Origin of the sequence: Microcoleus sp. PH2017_08_TRC_O_A, from assembly GCF_020738665.1 — a bacterium.
Taxonomy (GTDB): domain Bacteria; phylum Cyanobacteriota; class Cyanobacteriia; order Cyanobacteriales; family Microcoleaceae; genus Microcoleus.
On sequence record NZ_JAEQCE010000006.1, the window covers coordinates 1 to 19,945 of the forward strand.

The 19,945-nt window shown below is 45.5% G+C and carries 14 protein-coding genes and 1 other RNA gene; 6 read left to right on the top strand and 9 right to left on the bottom strand.

The features are described from left to right. Nucleotides 1-205: 205 nt before the first annotated feature. A complete protein-coding gene (gene hemG / locus JGK22_RS03195) occupies nucleotides 206-1,669 on the bottom strand; it encodes a protoporphyrinogen oxidase (protein ID WP_293177955.1) in 1,464 nt (487 codons plus the stop codon). 106 nt (nucleotides 1,670-1,775) lie between these two features. On the opposite strand from hemG, the gene JGK22_RS03200 reads away from it, so the two are divergent. Then, nucleotides 1,776-1,901 (top strand): hypothetical protein, encoded by a 126-nt coding sequence (locus JGK22_RS03200; protein ID WP_293177952.1) that lies wholly within the window; start codon nucleotides 1,776-1,778, stop codon nucleotides 1,899-1,901. An 85-nt stretch (nucleotides 1,902-1,986) separates the two neighbouring features. Here JGK22_RS03200 and JGK22_RS03205 read toward each other — a convergent pair whose 3' ends face one another. Continuing rightward, nucleotides 1,987-2,241: a DUF2811 domain-containing protein gene (locus JGK22_RS03205; protein WP_293152247.1), complete on the bottom strand. Its 255-nt coding sequence runs from the start codon at nucleotides 2,239-2,241 to the stop codon at nucleotides 1,987-1,989. 737 nt (nucleotides 2,242-2,978) lie between these two features. Continuing rightward, nucleotides 2,979-3,638 carry a class I SAM-dependent methyltransferase gene (locus JGK22_RS03210; RefSeq protein WP_293216777.1) on the bottom strand — a complete coding sequence of 220 codons (660 nt, stop codon included), beginning with the start codon at nucleotides 3,636-3,638 and terminating at the stop codon, nucleotides 2,979-2,981. A gap of 31 nt (nucleotides 3,639-3,669) precedes the next feature. Here JGK22_RS03210 and JGK22_RS03215 point away from each other — a divergent pair, with 31 nt between their 5' ends. The 3 genes from JGK22_RS03215 to JGK22_RS03225 all read left to right on the top strand — a co-directional run bounded on the left by JGK22_RS03215 (nucleotide 3,670) and on the right by JGK22_RS03225 (nucleotide 7,938). Beyond that, nucleotides 3,670-3,909, top strand: coding sequence for a hypothetical protein (locus JGK22_RS03215; protein WP_293177946.1), 240 nt, complete (start codon nucleotides 3,670-3,672; stop codon nucleotides 3,907-3,909). Nucleotides 3,910-4,400: 491 nt separating this feature from the next. Beyond that, nucleotides 4,401-5,672 (top strand): transposase, encoded by a 1,272-nt coding sequence (locus tag JGK22_RS03220; RefSeq protein ID WP_293177943.1) that lies wholly within the window; start codon nucleotides 4,401-4,403, stop codon nucleotides 5,670-5,672. Nucleotides 5,673-5,859: 187 nt separating this feature from the next. Continuing rightward, nucleotides 5,860-7,938, top strand: a complete 2,079-nt coding sequence (locus tag JGK22_RS03225; RefSeq protein WP_293312320.1) for an ATP-binding protein — start codon at nucleotides 5,860-5,862, stop codon at nucleotides 7,936-7,938. Nucleotides 7,939-8,589: 651 nt separating this feature from the next. On the opposite strand, the gene JGK22_RS03230 is transcribed toward JGK22_RS03225, so the two are convergent. Further along, a complete protein-coding gene (locus JGK22_RS03230; RefSeq protein WP_293204820.1) occupies nucleotides 8,590-9,669 on the bottom strand; it encodes a Gfo/Idh/MocA family oxidoreductase in 1,080 nt (359 codons plus the stop codon). Between the two features lie 179 nt (nucleotides 9,670-9,848). On the opposite strand from JGK22_RS03230, the gene JGK22_RS03235 reads away from it, so the two are divergent. Further along, nucleotides 9,849-10,034 (top strand): hypothetical protein, encoded by a 186-nt coding sequence (locus JGK22_RS03235; RefSeq protein WP_293196537.1) that lies wholly within the window; start codon nucleotides 9,849-9,851, stop codon nucleotides 10,032-10,034. Here the strand turns inward: JGK22_RS03235 and rnc are convergent. The 3 genes from rnc to corA all read right to left on the bottom strand — a co-directional run bounded on the left by rnc (nucleotide 10,006) and on the right by corA (nucleotide 12,909). Next, complete coding sequence (gene rnc / locus JGK22_RS03240; RefSeq protein WP_293177931.1) at nucleotides 10,006-10,728, bottom strand: ribonuclease III; 723 nt, start codon at nucleotides 10,726-10,728, stop codon at nucleotides 10,006-10,008. The two genes, JGK22_RS03235 and rnc, sit on opposite strands and share 29 nt — an antisense overlap. A gap of 456 nt (nucleotides 10,729-11,184) precedes the next feature. After that, nucleotides 11,185-11,619, bottom strand: an RNA gene (gene rnpB / locus JGK22_RS03245) — RNase P RNA component class A. A gap of 126 nt (nucleotides 11,620-11,745) precedes the next feature. Next, a complete protein-coding gene (corA, locus tag JGK22_RS03250) occupies nucleotides 11,746-12,909 on the bottom strand; it encodes a magnesium/cobalt transporter CorA (RefSeq protein ID WP_293177927.1) in 1,164 nt (387 codons plus the stop codon). 316 nt (nucleotides 12,910-13,225) lie between these two features. Between corA and JGK22_RS03255 the strand changes: the two genes are divergently transcribed. After that, on the top strand, nucleotides 13,226-13,369 hold the full coding sequence (locus JGK22_RS03255; protein ID WP_293238998.1) for a hypothetical protein: 144 nt from the start codon (nucleotides 13,226-13,228) through the stop codon (nucleotides 13,367-13,369). A gap of 21 nt (nucleotides 13,370-13,390) precedes the next feature. Here JGK22_RS03255 and JGK22_RS03260 read toward each other — a convergent pair whose 3' ends face one another. Continuing rightward, nucleotides 13,391-17,626, bottom strand: a complete 4,236-nt coding sequence (locus JGK22_RS03260; RefSeq protein WP_293177921.1) for a PAS domain-containing protein — start codon at nucleotides 17,624-17,626, stop codon at nucleotides 13,391-13,393. Nucleotides 17,627-18,242: 616 nt separating this feature from the next. Further along, entirely contained in the window at nucleotides 18,243-19,943 is a 1,701-nt protein-coding gene (groL, locus tag JGK22_RS03265; protein ID WP_293152181.1) for a chaperonin GroEL, read from the bottom strand. Nucleotides 19,944-19,945 lie beyond the last annotated feature (2 nt).

Here is a 19,945-nt window from a genome sequence, read left to right on the forward strand (position 1 = left end):
TATTCCTGTAGTTTTAGGACTGTGGACTAAAATTACTAACGTAGATGTCTAACATTGACTACTTTTGGGTAGCTTTGTCCAGGTTTTTACGAGCGGTTGGTTAACCAATATCTTCGATTGACATCCAGATATTTGTAAGCCAACCCTTCCCACGCGCTAGATCGAGTGCTTGTGGCTCACCCGGAGCAACTCAAAACTATCGATACTATCCGTTCAAATACTCGTCCACTTCTTGAGCCCGCTCAAAACCTCTCCGCACGCAATCTCCCAAAGCCACACCGCCAAAGTAGTTGGTGCACAAATACAGCCCCGGCAAAGATTTTAAGCCCCGATCGATCTGTTGCAGGCGATCGAAATGACCCAAATTGTACTGAGGAATCGCCCGCTTCCAAATTTTCACAGTCAACACTTTCGGCTGCGCCGCCTCCGGCTTCAGCAAAATCTGAGACAAATCTCGGTGCACCTCCCCAACAATTTGTTCGGCGTCAAGATTGCCAATTCCCGAATCAGTAGCCCCGCCGATATAACTGGTGAGAGTTTGCCAGCCCGCAGGCGCGCGATCGGCAAATAAACTCGATGTCCAAATCGTCCCCAGAGTGCGAATTCCCTGCCCCCTCGGAATTAAATTTCCAAATCCCACTAATTTACCCTTGAGATCCGACATCGGATATGCCAATACAACGGAGGCAACCGTAGGATAAGTAAAAGCTTGTAAAGCGCTGCTAACGGACGGTTGCAGAGGCTCCAACAACTCGGCTGTAACATAGGCCGGTGTTGTCAAAACTACGGTTCGGGCCTCAACTTCCTGCTGTCCGTCGGGCGTAGAAAATACAGCTATGTAAGTGTCGCGTTCCGTGCGATCGAGTCGAGTCAGGTGCCAGTTGAGTTTCAGTCGATCGCCCAAGTTCGCAGCGATCGCCTCTGGCAGAGCCTGCAACCCCCCTTTAAACGAACCCAACTCCCCCGGCTTAGTCTTCGGAATATTCGGGTCTGCAACAGTCTTTAGCCCCCCCTTGGTAAGGGGGGGTTGGGGGGGTCTTTTCCTAGCAGAAAGCAGCGCCCCCGCCACCAGCCCGCCACCCGCATCAGCCATCTTTGTTACCCGGCCAAAAGCAGCCGCCGCGCTAAGTTGTTGGGGATCCCCCGCATAAACCCCAGACACAAAAGGTTCCACCAAGCGCTGCATCACTTCCTTTCCCAGATGACGGCGGAAAAATTGAGAAACAGTTTCCTCATCACCCTGCTGCGAAAGTTGAGAACCCATTGCCGGCCCCACAAACCCCAAAGCCCCGAACAGCGCCCGCAGTTTCCCCGGAAAACTCAGCAACTGAGACTGAATCATCGCCCCAGGAGTCATCGGCACCGGTTGCAGCTTCTTTTCCCAATAAACATAACGAGGCAATTTGCGATCGGCAAAAATCAACTCCTGCTTCAAACCGACATCCACAGCCAACTTCAGCAACTCCGGCGTCGGCGAAAAACTATTCGGGCCCTCCTCCCAGAGAAACCCCTCCCCTGTCGCAGTCGTGATATTCCCGCCCACACGTCCCTGACTCTCAGCCACCAAAATCGCCCGTGGCGATGCACTCGTTGCTTCTTTTTGAAGTGCGTGCGCCAAACTCAAACCGCTAATCCCCGCACCCACAATCAAGGTATCTAAAACTTCCATGTTACATATATAAAAATATCGCAATCTTTATGTTACATGGGTTTGCACGGCTTTCGCTCTTTGCTGGGCATACCGCAAAACCGCTTGCAGATTAACGAATTGGGAATTGGGAATTGAGAATCGGGAATTGGGAATTGGGAATCGGGAATCGGGAATCGGGAATCGGGAATCGGGAATTGGGAATCGGGAATCGGGAATTGGGAATTGGGAATCGGGAATTGAAAATCGGTAAATTCTCCCGTATTTCTAAAGCATTTTTCTCAAAAATTGTCGATTAATCTTCCCCTCTCCCCCTCTCCCCCTCTCCCTCTCTTTAACTAAAAAGGACTTACATTATTGCTGTGCAAGTCTTGAGGCGATTGAAACAGAGTTTCCAGATAAACCCTGGCAGCTTGGCGGTAGCTGCGGGAAGCTTCCGGCGTACCGCTATCGGCATTCTGCAACAAAAACAGCGACAGGGAGGCGGAGAATACTCGATCGAGATCCCATTCGGGATGAGTTTCCAGGTAAATTTTGAGAGAATCGTGCAGCGTTTCGGGAATTTCGGCAAAAATACTGACTGTTGGGTTCATCATTTTTTAGTCTCGCTAATAAATTGAAAATAGAACCCCCTTTTCGGCCGGATACAGGTACAGGCACAGCCGAAATCAGAGCGCTTTTTTTAGGTCGGTCGCATCATTGTGCGTATCAATAGGTGGGTTTGTCAATGTTGCAAAATATTACAAACTCCTTTATGTAAAAAAAAGATTTACGCAAAAATAAGCCTTTTGAGGCTTTTTTGTTACATAAGTTTACATATGAGAGGTTTATATCAGGGATTTGGCAAGAGGTTAACGAAATCCCCAATTCCGCAGCAAGATCCGACCGTACCGTTAATTTCTGTGGAAAACTTTTTGAAATCTGTGGAAAACCTCAGACTTGCCTGTGGAAACGCTGTGGAATGTTGAGGGAAAAGTCAGGGAAAAAATAAGAATTGCAAAGGCGATTAATGGGTCATGGGTCATGGGTCATGGGTCATGGGTCATTGGTCTTTTCAGGCATTTTCGCCCGATCGAGCCCGATCGAACTTGCACCCCCGACCCGACAATATAGCCTTTCTCAAAAAGATGAGGTACATAAGGCATAGGCCTGGAGTGGCTTCCGTGGGCATACTTTACTTTTTCGAGAACCGCCATAGCCTTTCGAGCGCCAAACGCCAACAGTCATTTTATTTTTGAATCTGAAATTTATCTTTTACTTGGACTGATGGCTGATTGTCAATTAAGGAAATTAATTCGGCTGACTGAGCGCCACTAAAAACAATAAAAGTTTATAAATTTTCAGATTTTTCTTTGAATTTACTAGAACATAGCATTGATTTCCAAAGATAGGGACACCGACCAGCAAATTTAAAATTAATGTCGGTATATCCTTCTGTAGTCAATAATTTAGTCAGGGTCTTTACTGAAAAGAATTTAATGTGTCCGTTGTCCCAAAGCACGGTAAAATGTTTTTCTAACTTGCCGGAAATAGCTAATATCAGGTTTTTTAAATAGCCGTGATAGGGTGTGGAAATAATTAGCATCCCTCCCGGCTTTAGACATAATTTGGCATTTTTAGCCAGTTCTTTCGGATAAAGTAAGTGTTCGATTACTTCAATGGCTAAGACAACATCAAATGAGTTCAGCATATCGGTATCGGGGAGTTCATAAATATCTGCTTGGATAAACTGACACTCTGGGAAACTTTGACGGGAGATGGCAATTCCGGGTGCAGAAGTGTCAACGCCGACAACTTCGCAGCCGTACTCTGCGATGACGTGACTGAGGCTGCCATTGCCACAGCCGAGATCCAAAACTCGGAGTTTTGTCGGGCTGGCATCCTGAAGTGTCGCCAGCATTTCTAGAAGGGGAGATACCAAATAAGCGTGATGATATCTGGGACGGTTGTTTGTGTAATAATACGTATAATTGGTGGAGTTTTTTTTCATCGCTCTATGAGACTATTGTCGAGGTCGCAAATTGACGTGGCGTGGATGCACTGTTTGGGCTAATGTTCGTCAGAATTACGGTTGTGAGAGTCGATCGGCGACTCGATCGTCTCATTGTTTGACAGGTAAATTATTGTTACCGCATCAATCCTATGTCACAAAAAATCTTTCCCAGGGTGCAAAATCTCGCATCGCCCATTTGATGGGGTATCCCTCGAAGGCATTCGCGACCCAAAGTGCGATCGAGCCAGAAGTCTCTCTCGATCGCTAGCCCGAGACACAAGTTTTTGCCTCTTACCTTCGGTCGCAACCGTGCATCTATGCCATTCTACCTTCAACCCACTGCCGTCTGTCAGCCTGAAAGATTTTACCCCTGGGCGATCGGCTGCAAATCGAGCCGAGAATTGAAAATGGAAGTGTGATTCAAATCACAGCCATTTGCCCAACAAATTGCTGAGCATCTTTAAGTAAAGACTGGTCACCAGACGTGCAAAATTTCTGCCTAAATCCCTCAAATCTCCGTATCTCGCTCCCATTATTGCAGCCATTCATCCAATTTTTGTCTCAGACGGTTGTGCCAATCCCCTCTCGCCTTTATTTTCGATCTCACACCTACTTTTACATTGGCTTGTAGTGGAATTTTATCAAATGGTTCTTCATTGTGTGGGAGGAAACCTAATCTATTGTGCCTTTTGAAAGTCATTGACATTTTCTATTAGCTGTTGATATATTTGCAGATATACCTGCAAATAGGGTAAAACAATGTACAGTCTGAAACAAGAGCTAAAACTGAATAATAAAGAACGCTCTTTGCTAGATGGCTGTGCAAGTTTGGCGAGGCTTGTTTATAACTTGCGATTATCCATACTAACCCAGTCATGGCAATTTGAAGAAATCAAAGCCAGTGATTCTCAACAATTAGCTGATATTCAGAAAGTCTTTACCAATCAGGTAAAAATCAAGCCTGAGTATGCTTGGATAAAAGGCTATCCATTAGCTATCTATCCATCAGCACTGAATAATTTAGGTAAAGCTATCCAAGGGTGGCGACTAGGTAAATCAGGCTTGACTCGATTCAAATTTAAAAAGAAAGGTGATAGTTTCACCAGCAAAAACAAATCAGGAGTATATCCTGCAAAGGGTGAAGCAATGATGCCATTTACTAATCGCCAAGTCCGACTCAAGAGGAAGCAAAGCACAATCCCTGGTTTGGAAAAATTCAGACTCAAGCAACCAATAGCATTTGTGAGTTATAGCAAAACATTCACTATCTCTAGGGCAGCAGACAAAGGGTTGGTCTCCTGGAATCTGCCTGTTGATGACAAAAATTTACACAGAGTGCATCAAGTTCAGACTGTTGGTGTTGACTTAGGTGTCAAATGCTTTGCCACGTTGTCAGATGGCTTATTCACGATCGCACCACAAATCCTGAAAATATCAAAAATCAAGTCGATCAAGAATCGGTGGTACAACCGCAACCAGAAATCAGGGAACCGTACTCAAACAATTAGAGCATCTAACAATGGCTGGAAATACTACCAAAAATTACCAATAAAACCCGCAGATATTGCTAACCTCAGACGAATTTTGGGGCAAAAAAAAATAACAACTGATATTATCAGCCGAAAATACTACCAGATTCGGATTGAAGACCTCAATATCTCTGGCACGATCGCTAATCAAAAATTAGCGATCGACCTGGAGAGCTTAGGTATTGATGAATTCCGCAGAATTTTGACCTACAAAGTGGCATTTTGGGGAACCAAGGTAGAACTGGTTGACAGGTGGTCTCCTTCGTCTAAAACCTGTTCTTGCTGTGGCAATATTCAGCAAATGCCTCTCAAGGAACCTGTATATAGCTGCGATCGATGTGGTGTTTCCCTCAATTGCAATCTAAATGCAGCAATAATTCTGGAAAATGCCCGCCAGAGCATTGTACCTGAGGCAAGCGCCCAATTAAGGCCTGCGAACAACAAGATGCCGTCATCCTTGGTTGAAGCAGGAAGCAAACGTCAATTTAAGCCAAATGCTTGATTTGAGTAAGTTTTGTGTTGCACACTTAGAATCGAGATTACTACAGTGGCTTCTATAATTGTGTTTAAATGTTGTTTTGAAGCTGTGTTGTCTGGTCAGCAGGGCACCCTAGACCGATTCGCGCTTTCCGTCTGGTTGATTGCACTATGGTCGCTGTTGGTGTTGCACCTTAATTTTGATATGTCCTATGGTTAAGTTAGGTCAATCCTCCTTTCGCCGTATTTTACTGTCGCGGATTTTGTTGCTCAGCGTACCTGTTCTACTGGTGGGGGAGTATGTTACCTATCGCAAGGCACGCTCGACGCTTCTGGAAACTGCTCGTCTAAACTTGACAGAAAGTGCAGTCAGAAAAGCAGAAACTATTGAACAGTGGTCGAAATCGCTGAAGTCCAATCTGATCGGCGCTTCGGAAAACTCAATGTTGCAGTCTGTAGAGCCGAAGGATTATCAAAAGTTTATCGCGCAATTAGGGCAGCGGTTGCCAGCCCAGGTTGATTGCTTGCAATTGACTAATGTACAGACAAATCAAGTGATAGCTAGCACTTGCGGGCAGCAGCCGATTCAGTCGCTACCTGCCAAGTTTTGGCCGCCTGTGCAGCAGCAGCAAACTCTGCTGGATGACAAGAGCGTTTACATCAGTCTGTCGTGGCCTCTCCAGCGACAGGGAAAAGCCAGCAGCAAGAAGGTGGCTTCGGGTGGTGAGGATTTTCCAGATGCGAGTAAAGAAGCTCGCGACAGCCAAGTTAGTTTGGTGCTGAGCGCTCCAGTTTACACTCGTCGGGGCAACACCCGGCAGTTGAGTTATGCTTTGAGTTTGCAGTCGGCCCTGCCGGTGCAAACCAGTGCTCCGAAGGGTTCTCTAGCTGGCTATACGGTGGCGATCGACCAAGATGGGACGATTTTGGCGCATCCGAATATCAACCGCGTGGGCCGCAATATCGATGCTGAGGCAGATGCCGATCGACTAAAAAGTATTCTCAGAAGGGCGATGGCTGGCGGACAGGCTTTTCTCCACCTATTTTCCTTTGAAAGAAATGGCGTAGAGTTGCTAGCAGGATACGCTGCTATCCCGAGTCCTTCAACTAGAAAGGAGAACAGCAAGTGGATTATTTTAGCTGTCTCTCGTTTAGATTATGCTCTGTCAGGTTTGGAAGAAATTCAGCAAGTTTTATTTAATTTAATTGTGGGTTTGGTTGCTGCTAGTATCATCGCGACTTTATATCTGTCTCGCGACTTAGCGCGTCCTTTGGAAAAACTGAGAGACTACGCGCAGACAGTGGATACAGCAGAAGCGCCCCTAGCAGTGCCGGAAAATTTTCAAATTAGAGAATTTAATCAACTATCAGAAGCTCTCAACAGCATGGTGCAGCGCCTCAGAACCTGGGCAGGAGAATTGGAAATCGCAACCAAGGAAGCGCAAGTTGCCAATCAGTTAAAAAATGAATTTTTGGGAAATATTTCTCACGAATTGAGAACGCCACTCAACGGAATTATTGGTTTTATTCAAATTGTGCGTGACGGCTACTGCGATGACCGAGATGAAGAGATGGAGTTCTTGCAGCGCGCCCATGACTCTTCAATGCAATTGCTCAATATTATTAATGATATTTTGGACATTGCTAAAATAGAATCCGGCACTTTCTCCCTGATGTTAGAAGTAGTTGATATTACTCAGGTACTTGAAGACGCGATTGATTTGCAAGCGGCTCAAATTGAGGAAAAAGGTTTAAAATTAAACTTGCCACCTGCTCACGATCCGATTATTGTTCATGCGGATCCGGAGAAGCTAAAACAGGTATTTTTAAACGTGTTGAGCAATGCCGTTAAGTTTACAGAGTCGGGCAGCATTAGTATATCTGTGCGGTTAGAAGCCAGGACTAATTCTGGTAGTTTTAACGGGAGTGTGCCGGAAAATGCGTTAGCGCAGCCCTCGGAGAGGATCGGCAACAACACCCAAAGCGATTGGGTTGTGGTGACAATTAAAGATACCGGAGTTGGTATAGATCCCGAGCAGCAGCAGAAATTGTTTCAACCTTTTGTGATGGCGGATGGTTCTACAACTCGCAAGTTTGGCGGTAACGGTTTGGGCTTGGCTATCTCCCGAAGGATCATGGAATCTATGATCGGAAGCATTACCCTGCACAGCGCGGGTGTGGATCAAGGTACTGCGGTGATGATTTCTTTGCCTGTCAATCAGCAGTCAAGTTTTTATTTTCACAGCCCGGACTTGGTAAAGGAAAAGGGAAATTTCAAAAGTTATGACTGATATAGCAGTTCTCCAATAGATTGGGAATTGGGAATTGGGAATTGGGAATTGGGCATGGGGCATAGGGCATGGGGCATAGGGCATGGGCCAAACAGGTCATGGGGCATTGGGAATTGGGAAGAAGGCCCGCGCAGGGAATTGGTTATTAGAAAAATGACTAACAAGTAACCACTAACTATTACCCATTATCCTATGCCCATTATCCTATGCCCTATGCCCTATTACCCATTATCCTATGCCCAATGCCCTATGCCCTATTACCCATCTATGCCCTATGCCCCATGACCTGTTTGCCCCATGCCCCATGCCCTATGCCCTATTCCCAGTCGTACCTCATATGGGAGATCGAAAGGCTATATGTCTGGTTAATTATCCTTAATCAAAGGTTCGCAGTGAGGATGTTAGTTATGAGATTTTTATGAGGAATAAGTTATACCAATAAAAAAACCTTGCTACAATACTCTTAGTTAAGTTGGTTTACTCAAATATTGTGGCTGGTGCGTCGCTCGCTCAATTTTCTGTTTTTTTTCGGTACTATGAATGGCGACACACCCTACGAATATTGTTGCATTAATTCTTCAAATGGGTATTACTCACTAGAAACCAATTTTAGGGCGATCGTTCCAACGGACACGATCGGATTTTCTTAATCTAAAATGGTATCAGGGGTTGTCCGCCAAGTTCGAGGGATTTGCTCAAAGTGCCCAGAATGCGGATTAATTCGACGGAAGCCGCACCGGAAGAGCTAGGACAAGGGGTATTTGTTTGCACGCAGTTGAGGAAACGATCGCACGCTCGCCGCAGTGGCTCTGCTGGTTCTAAATTTAAGACTTCCCGGTACCTGAGACTTGTGGGTGGCGAAAGTGCGATCGCACTTTCGCCAAAATTATCCTCATCGCCCCCCCGATTTGAACCACCACGCTGCAAAATTAGAGGAGTTTCCGGCGACATTTCATCAAAAATCAAAGTTCCCAAACTGCCAACAACTGTTAACCGCCGCTGTTTGTCAGGATTTAGCCAGCACAGGTGAATGAATGCTTGAAATCCGTCGGGATAAGTCAGCGTTACCCAAACTAAATCTGCTAATCCTTCTGCTTGATTTATTGCTTCTTCCCCCTGACTTTTGACTTCTGACTTCGGAAATACAGTACCAGTCGCCCTGACTTGAATAGGGGTTTGTTCCAGCCAAGTATTGAAAATAGCGATATCGTGAACGGCCAAATCCCAAAGGGCATCAACATCATGCCGCACGGGTTCAAAATGGGTGCGCTGGGCGTAACCGTAGCGCAAGGTTCCGAGTTGATGCTGCTGAATAATCGTTTGGCCGCGATCGACTGCGGGATGAAACAGATAAGTGTGATCGACGAAGAGTTGTCGCTGCTGTTTTTGGGCTAATTTACAGAGTTCTATTGCTTCACTGAGGTTGAGGGCGAGGGGTTTTTCTACTAAGACGTGGTAGCCTTGTTGCAGCGTGGCGGTTGCGAGGGTGTAGTGTGTGGAGGCTGGAGTGGCGATCGCCACAGCATCTAGTCCCGGCAATGCTTCTATTTGTGACCAATCGGTAGCTAGAATCACCGAGGGATGCAGATGAAACTGTTTTTGGACAGCCACCAATGAATCTCGATTCGGGTCTACCACCGCTAAAACTTCGCTGTTGGGATGTTCGAGAAAGTTGCGAATTAGGTTAACTCCCCAGCGTCCGGCACCCAATACAGCTATTCCGATTTTCATTGATGATAATTTCAAGAATCGCACACCCATTATAGCATTATTGGTAATAATTGGATCTCTTTGAATCCTAAAAAATGCCAATTCCAATCCCCAATCCCCAAGGGTGCATCTGGTTTTTGAAGAGGGTGAAGCATGACCGCATATAATTTATTAGTTATAATCTCATATTGACGGAGGTCATGCGATCGCCCCTACAAACATATTTGCTTGCACAAGCCGCTGCACCCAATCCCCAATTACCAATTACCAATTACCAATTACCAATTACCAATTACCAATTACCAATTACCAATTACCAATTACCAATCCCCAATCCCCAATTACAACTGTCAACTGTCAACTGTCAACTGTCAACTCACTACTGACTAATTTATTGAAAGCTGCCTGAGCCGCTGCTTGTTCGGCCGCTTTGATCGATCGACCTTTTCCCTCTGCTACCAACTCTCCCTGAATGTGAACCTCGGCGGTAAAACGATCCTCGCCGCCCTGAACTGTCCCGGTTTCTCGCACGCTATATTTGGGCAAAGTTTTATATTTGCCTTGAGTCAACTCCTGGAGGGCAGCTTTGTAGTTTTGGCGGGCGGGATCGCTGCGAATTTCCGCCGCTAGGCGCTGAAAGTGAGGATCGAGCCAAGGGCGAACTAATTCTAACGTCTGGGCACTCAAATAAAGGGCGGCTAGCAAGGCTTCCAAAGAATCTGCCAGCCTGGGCACTGCGCCTGTTTTGTCCGAGGCGGCGCTGCTGGAAACGATTAAATAGCGATCGAACCCGTAACTGTCAGCGATTTTAGCAAGGATGCGATCGCTCACCAAGATCGATCGAATAGCAGCAAATTCCCCCACCGCACAGTCAGGATAAATTTCAAACAACAATTCCGAAGCCGCCAGCCGCACCACAGCATCGCCGACAAACTCTAATTGCTCGTAATTTGCCTTAGCAGACGCACTAGCATGAGTCAAAGCTAAATCTACAAGATGCCATTTGATCGAAGCATCCTTCGGTAGCCCCAATTTTTCAATTAATATTTCAAGTTGCTTTTGGCGACCTGGATAAATCATACGATTTTAGATTTTAGATTTTAGATTTTAGATTTTAGATTTTAGATTTAGGATTTAGGATTGGGGATTGGGGATTGGGGATTGGGGTGCATCTGGGTTTTGCAAATATGTTTGTAGGGGCGAAGCATGACCTCCGTAAATATGAGATTATAACTAATAATTTATATGCGGTCATGCTTCGCCCTCTTGAAAAACCAGATGCACCCTAGGATTGGGGATTTAGGATTGGGGATTGGGGATTGGGGATTGGGGATTGGGCATTTAGGATTTTATTATAATTGCGAATTTCCTTTGCTGATGACTATCCAGGTTTAGAGCTTGTATAAAGTAGCATGAATTGTTGAAAAGAATATCAAATTCATTTTAAGAAAAAAGCTTGTCATTACAAAACCAAATGTTCCGTTACCCAAATATTTGTGCGGGTGCTGATGGGCGAACCTTACCGAAAAATTGGAGGGGAAAAAGTCGGACATAAGCCGGGTTCTGTTCTCTCAACTGCAAGCAGTTTTCGAGGGCAGTTATCTATCTGGGACGCCTGTTACCAGACGCCTCAAGCGGTACCAAAGAACGGAACCGGTAAAAAACCAACCATAGTCCCTCCGACCTTGCTCCCAACCGGGGTTTACCTAGCCAGCACCTCTCGATGCTGCTGGTGCGCTCTTACCGCACCTTTGCACCCTTACCCCTAACACTTTGCGATTTTTGACGATCGATTTTTGATGCAATCTCCAATCTCCAATCTGCAATCTCTAAATGGGGGGCGGTATCTTTCTGTGGCACTATCCTCACGATCGCTCGCACTGGGCGTTACCCAGCAAGTTTGGTTTTTCGGGAGCCCGGACTTTCCTCAGACTAGCTTTCGCTAATCCGCAACCGCCTGCGCCTACTTTTTCCCCAGATTTATTGTACCTGAACCGAAGCATCTCCCATTAAAATAAATCAGAGCTAACAAACATATCAACACCCTCTCCCGAAAAATGTCCTGGGTGGCGATCGCATTCTATCGAATTCCTGGGTTCAGTCATCCTTAAGAGTAGAAAAATTCTCAAACCATCCGCGCCGCCAAAAGAAGTAAACTAAAGTAGAGGCGATCGCTAGCATCAGCCCCCAACAAAGTGGATAGCCAAAATACCAATTCAGTTCCGGCATATTCAACGGTGATTTCTCTGTATTGAAATTCATCCCGTATACTCCCGCCACAAAAGTAAGAGGAATAAAGATACTCGAAATCACCGTCAGCAATTTCATGATTTCATTCATTTTATTCCCCACTGAAGACAAGTAAACGTCCATCAAACCCGAAGACAACTCCCGATAAGTTTCCACCATATCCATCACCTGCACCGTGTGATCGTAACAATCGCGCAGATAAATTCGCACCTCAGGACTAATCAAATCGCTGCTATCGCGAATCAAAACATTAATTGCATCCCGCTGCGGCCAAATGGCGCGGCGCAGCGTCAGCAATTCTCGCCGGATTTTATAAATTTTTTCAAGAGTTTTTCGCGTTGGGCGCACCACCACTTCATCCTCTAACTCTTCAATCCGCTCTCCGTAAACTTCTAATACAGGAAAAAATCCATCTATAATCGAATCTAGGAGAGTATAAGCCAGATAATCTGCTTTGTGCTTGCGAATAGTTCCTTGTCCTTTGCGAATGCGAACTCGCACCGGGTCAAAACAATCATAATCCGGTTCTTCTTGAACAGTTAGTAGGTAATGCTTGCCCAAAATAAAACTTACTTGTTCTTTATGAAAATTATCTGAATTTGGTTTAATCATCACCATCCAAGCAATGATTAAAAGGTGTTCTTCATAGTCTACAACTTTCGGTCGTTGAGGAACATTAACTACATCTTCCTGAGCCATAACGTGCAAATTAAATACTTCGCCCATTTGTCTCCAGGTTTCTTTGTTTCCCAATCCCAACATATCCACCCAAGAAACAGATTCTGTATCTAAATAGGCAGCAGCTTCTCTAGGATTTGCCAATTGGACTCGGGTAGCTCCTGTCTCGCAATAGTCAATTAATACAATCTCAGGAGGTGGCGCATCGGGTTCTAAATCGAGAGTTCCCGGTAGCGCTCCCGGATCGTCATAAAAATAGTCAACGTAGGAATCATCATCATCTTTAATTGGTTTGGTGACGGCACTAGAAGTATGTATGCTTTTGTATACCATGTTGATATTCCTTACTTTTAGTATCTTTAATTAGGTTATCATTTTTTTTGGATAATTACCAATTAAATCTGGCATGAATAAGTTTGAATGTGACTTATTAGGGAGGTATCGAAAACCAGTTTTTTTTGTATAATTATCGCAGCCAAATAAATGTTTTATAATAAATCTGTTGTTTTGCCTCCGCTATATTAAATAACCAATCACCAATCACCAATCACCAATCACCAATCACGGGTGCATCTGGTTTTGGAAGAGGAAGAGGGCGAAGCATGACCGCATATAAGTTATTAGTTATCATCTCATATTGATTGCGGTCATGCTTCGCCCCTACGGATATATTCGCCTTGCGCCAGATGCACCCCCAATTACCAATTACCAATTACCAATTACCAATTACCAATTACCAATTACCAATTACCAATTACCAATTACCAATTACCAATTACCAATTACCAATTAATTACCAATTACCAATTACCAATTACCTTTGCTTAATAGGAATCTCGATCGCAAATTCAGTGCCACCACCGGGCGCGGAAATACAGTCCAGCTTGCCCCTGTGTCTTTCCACCACAATCTGATAGGAGATAGACAGCCCCAAACCAGTACCTTTACCGACTGGTTTGGTAGTAAAAAACGGGTCAAATATCCGAGATTTAACAGACTCTGCCATTCCCGACCCGTTATCCGAAATTGCGATCGCCACTCGATTGTTATCCAACACCTCCGTGCGAATCCGAATCAAAGGAAATGCGTCACAAGCCAAAGGTAAAGTAGGAAAATTTTGCCGTTCCCCATCCGTTGCACTCGCGAATTCCAATTTTCTATTTCTAACATTTGCCAAAGCATCAATTGCATTACTTAGTATATTCATAAACACTTGATTTAACTGTCCGACATAGCACTGTATCGGTGGCAGTATTCCATATTCTTTGACTATTTCAATCTGGCGATTTTTACCATTTTCTTTGATTTTGTGTTGCAAAATTAACAGCGCGCTGTCAATTCCTTCGTGAATATCAACACGCTTAATATCAGATTCTTCCAGCCGGGAAAAATTTCGCAAAGACAGAACAATTTCGCGAATGCGATCGGCTCCATTTTCAATTGAATTCAGCAGGTTCGGGAAATCCTCTTGCATAAATTCTACTTCTATTTCTTGAGCAAAATTCGCGATTTCCGTCACTGGTTGCGGGTAATTTTTTTGATACAAACTACACAGTTGCAGCAAATTTTTTGCATACTCGTTAGCGTGAATAATATTGCCGTAAATAAAACTAACAGGATTATTGATTTCGTGAGCAATTCCGGCTACTAGCTGTCCCAAACTCGACATCTTTTCTGCTTGAATTAATTGAGCTTGAGTCCGGCCTAATTGTTCCAAGGTTTGCTCTAGTTCGCGATTTTTATCTTTTAATTCTGATTCGGCTTGTTTGCGCTTGGTAATATTGCGGGCGATAACTATTGCCTGATTCGAGTTAAAAGGTAGCAATCTCGCTTCATAGGTTTCTTCCCCAGACGGCATGGATAGGGAATACTCTAGACTAACTGGAGTTCTATTTTTGGCAACTTCCAGTAGAGCCTGTTCTAGCTGGCTAGCGGCGGTTGTTGGCAATATATCGGTCACTTGTTTGCCAAGAAAAGAGTCGGAATTCAGGTACAAATCCCCTGAATTTCCTGACAAATAATCCAAAATAATGCCGTCAGCATTGAGGCGGAAATACAGATCCGGCAATGCTAGAAAAACAGATTCCAACTCAGAAGTTTTTTGGCGCAATGCTTCTTGGGCGTAGTAGCGATCGCTAATATCCAAAATTACCCCATCCAAACAGGAAACGCTCCCATCGGCGTCGAACACTGGAGAACCTTTATCCCACACCCATTTAACGGTGCTGTCTGCTGCTAGCAAGCGGTATTCTAAATTATAAGACTGTTTATTTTCTATTCCTTGCCGAATAGTTGCTTCTACTTTTGCCAAATCTTCGGGGTAAATAATGCTAGCAAAAGTTCTGCCTTTGCTGTCCAAACGCGAAATAAAATCCCCAGCCGGGTAGCCCGCTATTAAGTAAATTGCCTCGCTAATAAAACTTGTTGAAAAATCGCACTGCCAGCGATAAACCACCCCGGGAATATTAGCAACCAAAGACCTAAATCTGGCTTCACTCCTACGCAAAGCTGCTTCCGATTCATGGCGTTTTGTAATATCGTTAGTAAAACCTAGCACTGCAAATATATTACCTTCAGTATCGCGCAGAGGGACTTTTTTGGTATCTAAAATATGTATTGAACCATCAGCAACTGTTGCGGCATCGCAGGGATTGTGGATGATTTCGCCTGCCAGTACAGCAGAGTCGTCTGTGCGAAATCCTCGGATATTTTGTGCGGAATTTCCAAATACTAGCTCTTCTGAGAATCCTAATTCTAAATCTGATTTGCCAATTATTTCTTCGACTGTTTTACCGATCGCTTCGGCTAAACTGTTGTTGGCCAAAATGTAGCGAAATTGTTTATTCTTGGCAAAAATCCAGTCACTGGTTTTGTCGATTACCGTCCGCAGAAGTTGTTCCGAACGTTCGGTTTGTGCCAATGCTACTTGCAGTTCTACTTCCAGGCACTTGCGATCTGTAATGTTTTCAAATGCCACGCCTACGGAGTTGTTAGGTAACGGAAAAGCTTTAATAGAAAAAGCACGAGTTATTTTTCCCGATTCGTCGCTGTCAATATCTTCAACTTCTACAGCTTTTTGGTTGCGAATTACTTCAGCAAATGCTTGGGGAATGTTTTTCGATCGCAAATGCGGAAAAATCTCGTCGATTGTCATGCCCAAAACGTCGGCCATTTCTAGCCCGGTAAACCGCGTAGCAGCGGGATTCGAGGCGATCGCCCTCAAGGTGCTATCATCGTCTATATTTTCCAAATGGTAGACGTACAAACCAATTTGCATATTCTCGACAATTTGGTCGTAGAGGCGCACGCTTTCGTCTACCTGCCTGCGTTCGGTGATATCTTCTGTAATCCCCAAAACGTACTGAGGCTCGCCCTGAGCGTCGAGAATTGGCACTTTGCGGGTGTGCAGTATTCTCATACCTTTGTGGCGAGTTTGGATCGGCTCTTCGGCTATTTCTTTAACCAGAGATTGGTTGTGATGGCTGGTCAATATTTCCCTGTCTTGAGCGGTAAAAACGTCAGCTTGCTCTTTCGGGTAAATATCGTAGTCATTTTTGCCGATCGCCTCTTGAGATGTCACACCTGCGATCGTTTCCCCCGCCTTATTCCACAGCACGAATTTTAGCGAAGAAGCATCTTTAGCAAAAACTCCCAACGGCAGATTTTCTACTACGGAATTGAGGAACCCTCTAGCTGATTTTAATTCAGCTTCTGCACGCTTGCGTTCGATGCCTAAAGCGATGACATCGGCAACGGATCCTAAAGTTTCTTCAAAGGGTACTGTCAGCGACTGGTGGCTGACAATTACCATGACTCCCACTAGCCTTTCTTCGACAATTAAAGGATAGCCGGCGAAGGTAAGAATTTGCTTGGGGATTTGGCAATTTCCCCGATTGTGACTGCTGTCGATAATTGCTAATTGCGAACTGTGTGCTGGCGTGGCTTCCCCGCATTCTTGCTCCTCTAGCCCCAAATGATTCAGTTCAAATCGGCAGTCAAATAGTGGTTTTTGCTGTTCGGCGATCGAGTTAACCTTATTTTGAATAAATCTAGCAACCTCGTCTGTGCGGCTGTAGATTCCAGAGGTTGCTTGCAACTCGCAAATATTGTATTGAGAGTTAAAAGTCCAAATTTCAGCAGAGGCGACATCGAGATTTCGTACCATTGCCTCGCAACAGGGAAGCAGGATATCTTGAGGGTGTTTGGTGAGGGCAATACCGACATCGGCTACCATTGCTGTGAGGCGAGAAGCTTGGGCTTTTTCTGCTTCCAGCCGTTTGCGATCCGTGATATCTTCCACCAAAGAAAGCACTGTAAAAGTGTCGCCGCTGCGAATAATCGAGTTGAACCAACGACACCAAATAACTTGTCCGCATTTGGTTTTATTTTGATTGATTGAAGTATTGCCGTTACCGGAGGCTAGTTCGAGTTCGATCGCACTTACAGCCTCTCGATCGTCCTCGCAAACCAAATCCAAATCGCCGAAATGCTTGCCCAGCATATCATCGGAAGTCCAGCCAAATATTTCTTCAGCACGTTTCGACCACTGAACGATCCGAAAATTCTCATCCCAGCCTACCATTGCCAGGGGACTGTTAGCTGCATTCAACCACAGTAAATGATTCGAGCGACGCAACTGTTGAGTTTTCTGCTGCTGCCAGCGGTAGTGCCTGGTTATATCTCTACCGACACCCAACACCCGCATCTGATTGTTAGCGACATCCAGCGCTGGCGTGTAAGCCGTTTCGTAAATTTTAATCCCGCCATCTGCCGCCGTCACCTCGTGAATTGCCAGCTTTTTTTCCCCTGTGATAAATACTTGTTGCAGGCAGGAATCAATCTGAGAGATTATATTTTTTAGAGCTGTATTATTGGGATATAATTTCAACAATTCCCGATTCGTTTTGTTGACTGCTTCAGCCGGATCCAATCCCATCCAAGCAGCAGCTACAGGATTAATCGATATGTACTTTTGCTGTCGATCGCACTCTAGGAAAGCATCAACAGAGTCAGAGAAAAAAGACTGTAACGAGTTGATAACTTCCTGCATGGGTATTTTTTGATCACTTGCAAGTTAAGCTTTAAATTTTTCCTAAAGTTAGTTTAACTCACTCAAATATTTTTTCGCACTTTACTGCTGGCGTTCCCGGTACAATTTTCGGCCCGTTCCCTATAATACAAAAAATTTCAGGAAATAGTATGTTTTGGAATATAACTTAATTAGAGCATCTGCTCTTTTTTTCAACAAGACGCATCGGATACAAAAGGAGAAGAGGGAGGGGGAGAGGGAGATGGGGAGAGGGGGAGATGGGGAGAGGGGGAGAGAGGGAGAGGGGGAGAGGGGGAGATGGGGAAAGAGGCGTTTGCTTGGAAAAATCTTTAATAGCTTCAGGTGGGCAGTGCGCACCCGAAAGACGCTAGAGACATTTTTGGGATCAAAAGCCAGCAGTCACCAGGCAGTTTTTAGCTGCTAACTGATGACTGATGACTAATAACGTTCGCTCGGGAGCATCTCATTTTTGCAAAAAGCATTTTTTCTTTCAGTGCTGTCCCCGCTCGCGTGCTTTATAAAGCACGCGAGCGGGACAGCACTACAAATGCAAAACCCAGATGCTCCCCGTTCGCTCGGGGGGGGGACGTTCGCACTAATGACTGATGACTAATGACTACATCATGCCCATGCCGCCCATGCCGCCCATGCCGCCCATGCCGCCCATGCCGCCCATGCCGCCCATGCCGCCCATGCCGCCCATGCCGCCCATGTCGCCCATGTCGCCACCAGCTTTTTTCTTCTCGGGTTTTTCGACAATTACAGCTTCAGTGGTCAAAACCATGCCAGCAATGGAACCGGCATTTTGTAAAGCCGATCGCACTACCTTAGCCGGATCGATAATTCCAGCGGCAATCATATCTTCGTAAACGTCGGTGAGAGCGTTGTAGCCAATGTTCAGCTCGCTAGCCCGCACTCGCTCGATCGCGATCGAACCTTCAACACCGGCATTATCAGCGATTTGACGCAAAGGTGCTTCCAAAGCTTTTGCAACCAAATCAGCGCCAATTTGCTCTTCAGCGTCTAAAGTGCTTCTGATGGCATCAATTTTTGTAATCAGGTGAATCAGCGTCGTACCGCCTCCAGCGACGATACCTTCTTCCACAGCAGCTTTAGTAGCGTTGAGGGCGTCTTCAATGCGGAGTTTGCGATCCTTGAGTTCGGTTTCGGTAGCTGCGCCTACTTTAATTACAGCAATACCGCCAGCAAGTTTGGCAATGCGTTCGGTTAATTTTTCCTTATCGTAGTCAGAATCCGTCGCTGCTAGCTGCTTGCGGATTTGCTCGATCCGTGATAACACGTCTGCTTTGTGTTCGTCGCCAGCGACAATGATGGTGTTTTCTTTGTCGATCGTAATTTTGCGGGCGGTACCGAGCATTTCTAGTGTTGCGGTATCAATGCTGAGTCCGACTTCTTCAGAAATCAGTTGACCGCCGGTCAGAACGGCGATATCTTGTAGCATGGCTTTGCGTCGCTCGCCAAAACCAGGAGATTTGGTAGCTGCGATATTCAATACACCGCGTGCTTTGTTGATGACCAAAGTTGCCAAAGCTTCACCTTCAATATCTTCGGCGATAATGATCAGCGGTGAACCGGTGCGGGCAACTTTTTCAAGAAGCGGAATTAGTTCTTGAATGGAGTTAATTTTTTTGTCGGTAATCAGGATGCGAGCGTTTTCGTACTCAACTTCCATGCGATCGTTGTTGGTGACGAAATACGGGGAAAGATATCCGCGATCGTACTGCATCCCTTCGACAACTTCCAATTCTGTCAACAGAGATTTCGACTCTTCAACAGTAATGACGCCATCTTTGGTGACTTTTTCCATTGCTTGAGCAATCATGTCGCCGACTTCTTCGTCGTTACCGGCGGAGACAGTGGCGACCTGAGCAATGGCAGATCCTTCGACTGGTTTCGCTAATTTAGCGATTTCTAGGACTAAATGGGCGATCGTTTTTTCAATCCCGCGGCGCAGTGCGACTGGATTGGCGCCTGCTGCGACATTCTTCAAACCTTCGCGAATGAGGGATTGGGCAATCACGGTAGCGGTGGTGGTGCCGTCGCCTGCGATATCTTTAGTTTTGGAGGCGACTTCTTGAATTAAGCGAGCGCCAGCATTTTCTAGAGGATCTTCGAGTTCGATTTCCCTAGCAACGGTGATACCGTCGTTAACGATTTGGGGAGTGCCGAATTTCTTTTCGAGTAGGACATTCCGGCCTTTGGGGCCCAAGGTAATGCGGACTGCATCGGCGAGTTGATTGACGCCGCGTTCCAGTGCCCGCCGAGATTTGTCGCTAAATGCAACTATTTTGGTCATGT